The 8,709-nt window shown below is 62.0% G+C and carries 9 protein-coding genes and 1 tRNA gene; 7 read left to right on the plus strand and 3 right to left on the minus strand.

Annotated elements, in window-relative coordinates; translation table 11 throughout:
* Positions 1-156: 156 nt before the first annotated feature.
* From I2H38_RS16115 to I2H38_RS16125, 3 genes are read left to right on the plus strand one after another with little or no spacing between them, the layout of a single operon-like run.
* The gene (locus I2H38_RS16115) at positions 157-1,365 is read left to right on the plus strand and encodes an aspartate aminotransferase family protein (protein WP_196272879.1); all 1,209 of its coding nucleotides are present in this window, start codon (positions 157-159) and stop codon (positions 1,363-1,365) included.
* Entirely contained in the window at positions 1,362-2,288 is a 927-nt protein-coding gene (gene argF, locus I2H38_RS16120; RefSeq protein WP_196272880.1) for an ornithine carbamoyltransferase, read from the plus strand. The genes I2H38_RS16115 and argF overlap by 4 nt, the downstream gene beginning before the upstream one ends.
* Positions 2,285-3,283: an Hsp33 family molecular chaperone gene (locus I2H38_RS16125; RefSeq protein ID WP_196272881.1), complete on the plus strand. Its 999-nt coding sequence runs from the start codon at positions 2,285-2,287 to the stop codon at positions 3,281-3,283. The genes argF and I2H38_RS16125 overlap by 4 nt, the downstream gene beginning before the upstream one ends.
* A gap of 41 nt (positions 3,284-3,324) precedes the next feature.
* Here the strand turns inward: I2H38_RS16125 and argE are convergent, their stop codons facing one another.
* Both argE and apaG read right to left on the minus strand, forming a co-directional pair.
* A complete protein-coding gene (gene argE / locus I2H38_RS16130; RefSeq protein ID WP_196272882.1) occupies positions 3,325-4,497 on the minus strand; it encodes an acetylornithine deacetylase in 1,173 nt (390 codons plus the stop codon).
* Between the two features lie 7 nt (positions 4,498-4,504).
* Positions 4,505-4,897 (minus strand): Co2+/Mg2+ efflux protein ApaG, encoded by a 393-nt coding sequence (apaG, locus tag I2H38_RS16135; protein WP_196272883.1) that lies wholly within the window; start codon positions 4,895-4,897, stop codon positions 4,505-4,507.
* A gap of 94 nt (positions 4,898-4,991) precedes the next feature.
* Between apaG and I2H38_RS16140 the strand changes: the two genes are divergently transcribed.
* Positions 4,992-5,615 carry a CDP-alcohol phosphatidyltransferase family protein gene (locus I2H38_RS16140; RefSeq protein WP_196272884.1) on the plus strand — a complete coding sequence of 208 codons (624 nt, stop codon included), beginning with the start codon at positions 4,992-4,994 and terminating at the stop codon, positions 5,613-5,615.
* Between the two features lie 52 nt (positions 5,616-5,667).
* Positions 5,668-6,759 (plus strand): 2'-deoxycytidine 5'-triphosphate deaminase, encoded by a 1,092-nt coding sequence (locus I2H38_RS16145; RefSeq protein ID WP_196272885.1) that lies wholly within the window; start codon positions 5,668-5,670, stop codon positions 6,757-6,759.
* Positions 6,760-6,766: 7 nt separating this feature from the next.
* Here I2H38_RS16145 and I2H38_RS16150 read toward each other — a convergent pair whose 3' ends face one another.
* Positions 6,767-7,039, minus strand: a complete 273-nt coding sequence (locus tag I2H38_RS16150) for a hypothetical protein (RefSeq protein WP_196272886.1) — start codon at positions 7,037-7,039, stop codon at positions 6,767-6,769.
* A 222-nt stretch (positions 7,040-7,261) separates the two neighbouring features.
* Here I2H38_RS16150 and I2H38_RS16155 point away from each other — a divergent pair, with 222 nt between their 5' ends.
* The gene (locus tag I2H38_RS16155; RefSeq protein WP_196272887.1) at positions 7,262-7,753 is read left to right on the plus strand and encodes a DUF2165 family protein; all 492 of its coding nucleotides are present in this window, start codon (positions 7,262-7,264) and stop codon (positions 7,751-7,753) included.
* 169 nt (positions 7,754-7,922) lie between these two features.
* Positions 7,923-7,997: transfer RNA gene (locus I2H38_RS16160), tRNA-Gly, on the plus strand.
* The last annotated feature ends 712 nt before the right edge of the window (positions 7,998-8,709 follow it).

Consider the following 8,709-nt stretch of genomic DNA (forward strand, 5'->3'; position numbering starts at 1 on the left):
AGCGGTGGATTTCCCTGTGATCAGTGAGATCATTTCTCTTGAATTGACAGGGTCTGCGGCCTCGCTAGAATCCCCACCGTGCCGCCCCGTCCTTGGGCGGCGCTTTCTTTTTCGGGCCAGGGTGCGACCTTGGGCCCTCAAAGCGGAGTTAGTCCTGTGACGTCGCCATTGCTGCCAATCTATGCGCGCGCCGACCTTTCTTTCGAAAAAGGGGAGGGCCCATGGCTTTTCGGCCGAGATGGCGAGCGATATCTCGATTTCGGCGCCGGCGTTGCGGTGAATGCCTTAGGTCATGCCCATCCGCATCTCGTAAAGGCGCTGACCGAGCAGGCATCCAAGCTTTGGCACACCTCTAATCTCTATCAGATCCCCGAGGGCGAGCGACTGGCCCGCCGCCTCGTGGAGAACACCTTCGCGGATGTGGTTGTGTTTTCCAATTCCGGCGCCGAGGCGAACGAGGCGGCCATCAAGATGGCCCGCAAGTACCATTCGGCCAACGGCCACCCCGAGCGGTTCCGCATCATCACCTTTGAAGGTGCGTTCCATGGCCGCACGCTGGCGACCATCGCTGCGGGCGGGCAGGCCAAATATCTGGAGGGCTTCGGCCCGAAGGTGGAGGGGTTCGATCAGGTGCCCTTCGGCGACCTCGACGCCCTGAAGGCTGCCATCGGCCCGGAGACGGCGGCCCTGCTGATCGAGCCGATCCAGGGCGAAAGCGGCATCCGCCCGGTGCCGAACGCGTTCATGCGGGCTCTGCGCGATCTGTGCGACCAGCACGGCCTTCTCTTGATTTTCGATGAGATCCAGACCGGTGTCGGCCGCACCGGCAAGCTTTTCGCCTATGAATGGACGGGCATTACGCCCGACATCATGTCGATCGCCAAAGGCATCGGCGGCGGTTTCCCGTTGGGTGCCTGCCTTGCGACGTCCGAGGCCGCGAAGGGCATGACCCCCGGCACCCACGGCACCACCTTCGGCGGCAATCCGCTCGCCATGGCGGTGGGCAATGCGGTTCTCGACGTGATCCTCGAGCCGGGTTTCCTTCAGCATGTCGAGCGCGTGGGTCTTTTGCTGAAGCAGCGTCTCGCCGAACTGATGGACCGTCACCCCGCCGTGGTCGCCGAGGTCCGCGGTCTAGGACTCATGATGGGCCTGCGCACCCACGTGCCGAACACCGAATTCATCAACATCGCCCGCAAGGAAAAAATTATCCTGATCGGTGCCGGAGACAACGTCACGCGCCTTCTGCCACCGCTGATCATTTCGGATGCGGATGTGGCAGAAGCCTTGAACCGCCTGGACGCCGCCTGTGCGGCAATTGAAGCTGAGCTGAAGAATGCCGCTCAGCGGGGAGCCGCCGAATGAAGACCCGTCATTTCCTCGATCTCTGCGACCTTTCCGGCCCAGAGATCCGCCACGTCCTGAGTGTCGGCTCCGCCATCAAGGCGAAGCGCCGCCGGGGCGAGCGCGCCACGGACCGCCCGCTCGAGGGCAAGGTTCTGGCGATGGTGTTCGACAAGCCTTCCACCCGCACGCGCGTTTCCTTCGATGTCGGCATGCGCGAGCTTGGCGGTGAGACGCTGATGCTCACGGGCAAGGAAATGCAGCTCGGCCGGGGCGAAACCATCGCCGACACCGCGCGCGTTCTCTCCCGCTATGTGGATGCCATTATGATCCGCACGCTGGATCACGCTATGGTGACGGAACTGGCGCAATTCGCTTCGATCCCGGTCATCAACGGCCTGACCAAGATGACCCATCCTTGCCAGATCATGGCTGACGTCATGACCTTCGAGGAACATCGCGGCCCCATCCAGGGTCGGACGATCGCCTGGACCGGCGATTCCAACAACGTGCTTGCCTCGTGGGTCCACGCGGCTGCGCGTCTGGATTTCAAGATCAAGATCGCCTCTCCGCCGGAACTCGCTCCCCGCCCCGAGCTTTTGTCATGGGCGAAGAAGGAGGGAGCGCAGATCACCGTGACGACCGATGCCTTTGAAGCCGCCGACGGCGCCGACGCCATCGTGACCGATTGCTGGGTTTCCATGGGCGACGAGGACGAGTTCCGCCGTCAGAATTTGCTGAAGCCCTATCAGGTCAACGACAGGCTCATGGGTGTCGCCAAGAAAGACGCCGTCTTCATGCATTGCCTGCCCGCCCATCGTGGTGAGGAAGTGACGGATGAGGTCATGGACGGGCCGCAATCGGTCGTCTTCGACGAGGCGGAAAACCGGCTCCATGCCCAGAAGGGCATTCTGGCCTGGTGCCTGGGAGCGGCGGGCGCATGAGCTCGGCTCCCTTCGAAGGAAATGACGACGTCGTTCTGCCCTTCGCGGTCGAGCCGCTCGACGTGCGCGGGCGGGTCGTCCGCCTCGGGCCTTCCATCGACACGATCCTGACGCGCCACGGCTATCCCGATGTGGTGGCGCGCGTCATCGGCGAGGCGGCGGCGCTGACCGTGATGCTCGGCGCGTCCCTCAAGTTCGAGGGGCGCTTCCAGCTTCAGACCAAGACCGATGGTCCGATCGAGATGCTGGTTGTCGACTTCGACGCGCCGGATCGTCTGCGCGCGACCGCGCGCTTCGACAAGGACAAGCTCGAGGCGCTTGGTTCCGGCACGCTGAAAACCGGCGATCTTCTCGGCTCCGGCTATCTCGCCATGACCATTGACCAGGGCTCCGACACGAGCCGCTATCAGGGCGTCGTCGCGATGGAAGGGCAGGGCCTGGAGGAAGCGGCGCATCAGTATTTCCGCCAATCCGAGCAGATCCCGACGCGGGTGCGCCTCGCGGTGGCGGAGCAGTTCGAAAACGGACGGCATACCTATCGCGCCGGCGGCTTGATGATTCAGTTCCTGCCGACATCGCCGGACCGGATGCGCCAGGCCGATCTTGCGCCCGGCGACATTCCAGAGGGGCATTCCTCAAACGACCTCGGTATCCCGAACGAGGACGATGCCTGGGTCGAGGCCAAGGCGTTGATCGAGACGATCGAGGATCACGAACTCGTCGATCCCGCCGTGTCGAGCGAGCGGTTGCTCTATCGTCTCTTCCACGAGCGCGGCGTGCGTGTGTTCGACGGCTTGAACGTGCATGAGGAATGCCGCTGCTCGGAAACCCGCGTCATGTCCATGATGCGCCGCTTCTCGCCCGAGGATCGCCGCGACATGGTTGGCGACAACGGCCGCATCGGCATCACCTGCGAATTCTGCTCGCGTTTCTACGATCTCGATCCCGTGGTGATGGAAGCCGAGATCGCGAAGGCGGAGTCGGAATCGGCTTAGAGTCCGCTTGCGGAGACCGCTTCAGCGATGACTATTGTCTCCTAAGACGCGGCGCAAATGGCGGCGAGGCGGCGCATGAAGGCGGCGCCCGCCTCGAACTGCTCCAGGCTGATATATTCGTCAGCCTGATGCGCCTGGTTGATCGAGCCTGGACCGCACACGATGGTCGGAATTCCCGCCGCCTGATAGTGACCCGCCTCCGTGCCGAACGGCACCGTCTGCGTGTGGTTGCGACCGGCAAGCCGTAGCGCCAGAACCTCCGCAACGGAGCCGGGCTCCGGTGCGAGGCCGGGAACGGCGACTTCGAGCGTCGTCTCGATGCGGCCGAAATCGCCGAAGCGGTTGAGCCGCTTGATCGCGACATCTTGCGCAAAACGGTCGAGACGGTTCGGGATCTCCTGCGGATCGAGGCTCGGCAGGCCGCGGAACTCCCATTGAAACGCACAGATTTTGGAGATGATGTTGCGCGCGGTGCCGCCTTCGATCACGCCGACATGGACCGTCGTGTAGGGCGGATCGAAACGTCCGCTGATATCGCCGCGCTCCATCATCTCATCGGCGATGCGATTGAGTTCGCCGATCATCTCCGCCGCCGTCATCACGGCGCTCGCGCCGAGATAAGGCTTTGACGAATGCGCCTCGTGCCCGTGCACGGTGGTTGAGAAGGTCACGACGCTTTTGTGCGCATCGACCACTTCGAGCATGGTCGGTTCGCCGACGAAGGCGGCCTTCGGCAAAGGCAGATCACGTCCCAGGCGGCGGATGGTGTCTATCACGCCGAGGCAAGTGGTTTCCTCGTCGTAGGACAGCATGATGTGGATTGGCGTCTTGAGATTGGCTGCCTGGAATTCGGGAATGAGCGCCAAGGCCAGCGCGTCGAAGGCCTTCATGTCGACCGCGCCGCGCCCATAGGCGCGCCCGTCCGCGACGCGGAGCGTGAAGGGGTCGGAGGTCCATGCCTGCCCCGCCACCGGCACCACATCCGTGTGTCCCGACAACACGATACCGCCGCGATCCTGCGGCCCAACCGTCGCATAGAGCGCCGCTTTGTCCCCGGCCGCGTTCGGCACGCGGATATAAGGCACGTTCCAGCTCTGAAGGTAGCTTTCGACGAACTCGATCAGGGGGAGGTTGGATTTCGAACTTTCCGTATCGAACGAAACCAGCGTCGCCAGCATTTCAAGCGGCGTCAGCCGCTGACCTTGGGAGGACATGCAAACCTCAGTGGATCACGCGCTTGGCGTTGGGAGTGTCGAGGGAAAAGGCCGGGATCTCGGCGTCGAAGGTCTCGCCGCTGCCCATCTCCATGACGTAGCTGCCCTGCATGGTGCCGCTGGGTGTCATGAGAGGGCAGCCGCTGGTGTAGCTGAAGCTTTCTCCCGGGCCGAGGATCGGCTGCTCGCCGACCACGCCCGCGCCGCGCACTTCGTGCACGTGGCCACGCTCGTCGGTGATTTTCCAATACCTGGCCTTGAGTTGAACCCGCTCGAAGCCCGTGTTGATGATTTCCACCGTGTAGGCAAAGAAATACCGGCCGTCCTGAGGGGACGATTCCTCGGGCAGATAGCGGGGCGTCACCGTCACGCTGATGCCTCGGGTTACGGCCTTGTACATCTTTCTCTCTCTCAAAACCGCAGTGGAATGCGATAACAAGGCCGTGGTAAGGCCGCTGCCACACCTCGTCAATCGAGGGGCAGGAGGACAAGCCATGCTCGACGGATGGATGCGGCGGCGGATCGACCCGCCTCTGGATCGTGTGGGGCAAGGTCTTGCAAGGGCCGGGGTCTCGGCCGACGCCGTCACGGCTCTGGCCTTTGCGCTTGGATTAGCCGCGAGCCTCATGATTGTGCTTCGGCTTGACGCGCTGGCGCTCTTTCTTTTCCTGCTGAACAGGACTTGCGATGGTTTCGATGGGGCGATCTCCCGTGGGTCGCAGAGCACGGATCGCGGCGGCTTCCTCGACGTGGTCTTCGATTTCGCGGTCTATGGCACGATCCCGCTTGCCTTCGCTTTGCGTGAGCCCGGTCCTTTCGCGGTGCCGGCGGCGGTGCTCCTCCTCTCTTTCTATATTAACGGCGCGAGCTTTCTCGCCTTCGCGGCTGTCGCCGCCAAGCGCGGCCTGGTGGGCTCGATCAGGGGCGTCAAGTCGATCTATTTCACGGCAGGCTTCATGGAGGGGACGGAAACCATCCTGTTCTTTGTCACCATGATCCTTGCGCCGCAGTGGTTCCCGGTCCTGGCCTATGCGTTCGCAGGGCTCACATTGATGAGCGCCCTGGCTCGGATCGTGCTGGCCTGGAATGTCTTTCGCGACGACGAGAATTCTGCTTAGACATAGGGCCTAGGTTTAGCACGGAGAGGGCGCGAGGCCCGTCGGACAGGATATGGTTGCGTTGAAGGACGGGATCCAATCGGCTGATGCCATCATCCGCCTCACTCAAGCGGGCGTGATCAAGCCGGAGACGCCGTTCGCCTCTGACCAGGTCCAGCCCGCGAGCCTTGATTTGCGGTTGGGCAAGCGAGCCTATCGGGTTCGCGCCAGCTTCCTGCCGGGCCGTAATCACACGGTCCGCGACCGGCTGGAGCAGTTGAGCTTCCACGAGATCGACCTGAGCATCGGGGCCATTCTGGAGACCGGCAGCGTCTATATCGCCGAATTGCAGGAAAGCTTGGCCCTGCCGGGCAATCTTTCCGCTGCAGCGAATCCCAAGAGCTCGACCGGCCGCATCGACGTGTTCACCCGCGTCATCACCGACCGCAGCCAGGAATTCGACAATATCGGCGCCGGCTATCACGGCCCGCTCTTTGCAGAGATTTCACCTCGGACCTTCCCCGTTCTCGTGCGGACCGGAACGCGCCTATCGCAACTGCGGCTGCGCAAGGGCGAGGTCCGTTTGAGCGACGCCGATCTTCACTTGCTGCACCAGCGCGAGCGGGTCGTGACCTCCGCCGAGCCCTCGATTCAGGACGGCGTCGCCGTCAGCGTGGATCTGGCAGGTTTCGGACCGGACAACCTCATCGGTTACCGCGCCAAGCGGCATACGGGCCTTGTCGACGTGGACAAGCCCGCCTCGTGCCGGATCGCGGATTTCTGGGAGCCGCTCTATGCGGATGCCCGTCGGACGCTGATCCTCGATCCCGGCCAGTTCTATATTCTCGCCTCCAAGGAAGCGGTGCATGTGCCGCCGGATTACGCAGCGGAAATGGTCCCCTTCGATCCGCTCGTCGGTGAATTCCGCGTCCATTATGCCGGGTTCTTCGATCCGGGCTTCGGTCATGCCGGCGCGGGAGGCGAGGGCTCCCGTGCGGTGCTCGAGGTCCGCTCCCGGGACGTGCCCTTCATTCTCGAAGATGGCCAGATCGTCGGCCGACTGGTCTATGAACGCATGGCGGAGCGTCCGCAGGTGCTCTATGGCGCAGGCGTGGGGTCGAACTACCAGGCGCAGAGCCTGAAGCTCTCAAAGCACTTCAAGTAGCCGCCCTCTATACTCGTGCGCGCGGCGCGCGCGAGAGCCAGCTCACAGACAGGAAGGCCCCGATCCAGGAGCCCAGCGCCGCAAAGATCACGTAGATCGCGTGTTCCGTGTAGCTGATGACGGCAAAAGCCGAGAGCAGGTACCAGATCCCGCTCCAGTTCGCCGCGCGGATTCGATGCCTCGCGACGACGGCGGCATTGAAGAAAACATAGGCCGCGTCCGTGGTCGCCGTGGCGAGAACGACGCCGAGCGCAATCCAGGGATCGATATTGAACGGCATTGGCTCACCCCATGGCAGGATGTGCCATGGTCTCGCGAAGATCCCTACCCCGCAACCGCCTTAAGATTCGGGCTGTGCGTCACCTCGAGGGCATTGCCGCGTGCCCCTCAAGGTGGATGTCCTTGGCGATTGGCGTGTTGATAGTGGGTCTTCCGTCCCCAACCGGGGCCGGCAAGGTGTCATAGTCGGCTTCGCAACAATCAGAAGCGCGGGGAGGGGCCCTTGAAAATCATTCGATTCTCGAAGGTGACGATGGTCGCGGCGATGGCGCTGTTCGCCGGTCTCGTCGCATTCGGCAATATGACCGACTACGGCACGAACTTCGTGTTTGTCCAACATGTGCTGGCCATGGACACGGTGTTTCCCGAGACCACAATCAAATATCGCGCCATCACAAGCCCGCTTTTCCATCACCTTGCTTATGGGGTCATTATCGCGGCGGAGGCCGCAACGGCGATCCTTTGCACGGTAGGAGCGGTGCAAATGCTGAGGGAAACAGGATCGAGCGCTGCCGTGTTCAACAGGTCCAAGGTCTTCGCCATTGCCGGGCTCACCTTGGGCTTCGTCGTCTGGCAGGTGGGATTCATGTCGATCGGTGGCGAATGGTTCGGCATGTGGATGTCGGCGCAATGGAACGGGGTCCCATCCGCCTTTCGGTTCCTGCTCACGATCATTGCCGTTCTGATTTATGTCGTGCTGCCCGATCACGATTAAGCCGTCACCGACCCTTGGATCGCGAGCCGGGGCCGGATGAACGACGAAGAATCTCATCCCAGGTGACAAAGCAGCGAGTTCCGGTTATCAAAAAGCGGCTTGTTCCCGGCGTAACACGGGGCCGGGCCAGGGACCGAAGAGGCAGCCATCATTGTCTTGATTTGGTTTCGCGGGTGTAGTTCAGAGGTAGAACGTCAGCTTCCCAAGCTGAATGTCGTGGGTTCGATTCCCATCGCCCGCTCCATTTCTTCCCGTTTGGGGGGAGAATAGTGGGGCTTCGGCCTCTGGCCGGCGCCCGGCAGCCCTCCGACATGGGCAATCGGCTAAGATTTCCACAGGGCGCGTCTGATCCGGTCACTTTCCGTCGGGAGAGAGTTGACAATCGGGCTTCCAGCGAACATATCCGCAGCCCGCCGGACGTTGTCCAGGCGAGCATCCATCTCACAAGACGGCACGGTGGCTTTGTTCTTCGGAGCGGGGTTTTGCGTGTGGCGTCGAATTAGAACAGTTTAAGTTCTAGTTAGCGGCACGAGCCTTGGTCGCCAGTAAAATGGCGTGACTGCCTGGCTCCTCTGACGAAAAGAGAATGTTATCGAGTCATTCATGTTGCTCGATACAACGTAACCGCAGATGCGAATACGCTTTTGCGAACGGTGGCGCTTGCTTGGATTACTGGAGGGTTGGAAAGAAACTACGGATTGACGAAAAAAGTTCTGATCCGGTGTTGACGTCCTGAGAATGCTACTGTAGACAAACATCCATCGACGGCGCGGCCAACACGGACGGCGCCGAGGACTTCGGGGCCTCACCGGCCCGACCGGGAAGTGTCCTGGTCGGGTGGATTTGGTTCCTCTGCGGTCCGAACGCATTTTCGAATGCTGCTCTTTGACAAGTGAAGAAAGAAAGAGAAACGTGGACGGCGAGGTCCTTGCGGGTTGTCTTTAAGGCAACCGAAT

It is taken from the genome of Microvirga alba (assembly GCF_015694465.1).
Lineage (GTDB): Bacteria > Pseudomonadota > Alphaproteobacteria > Rhizobiales > Beijerinckiaceae > Microvirga > Microvirga alba.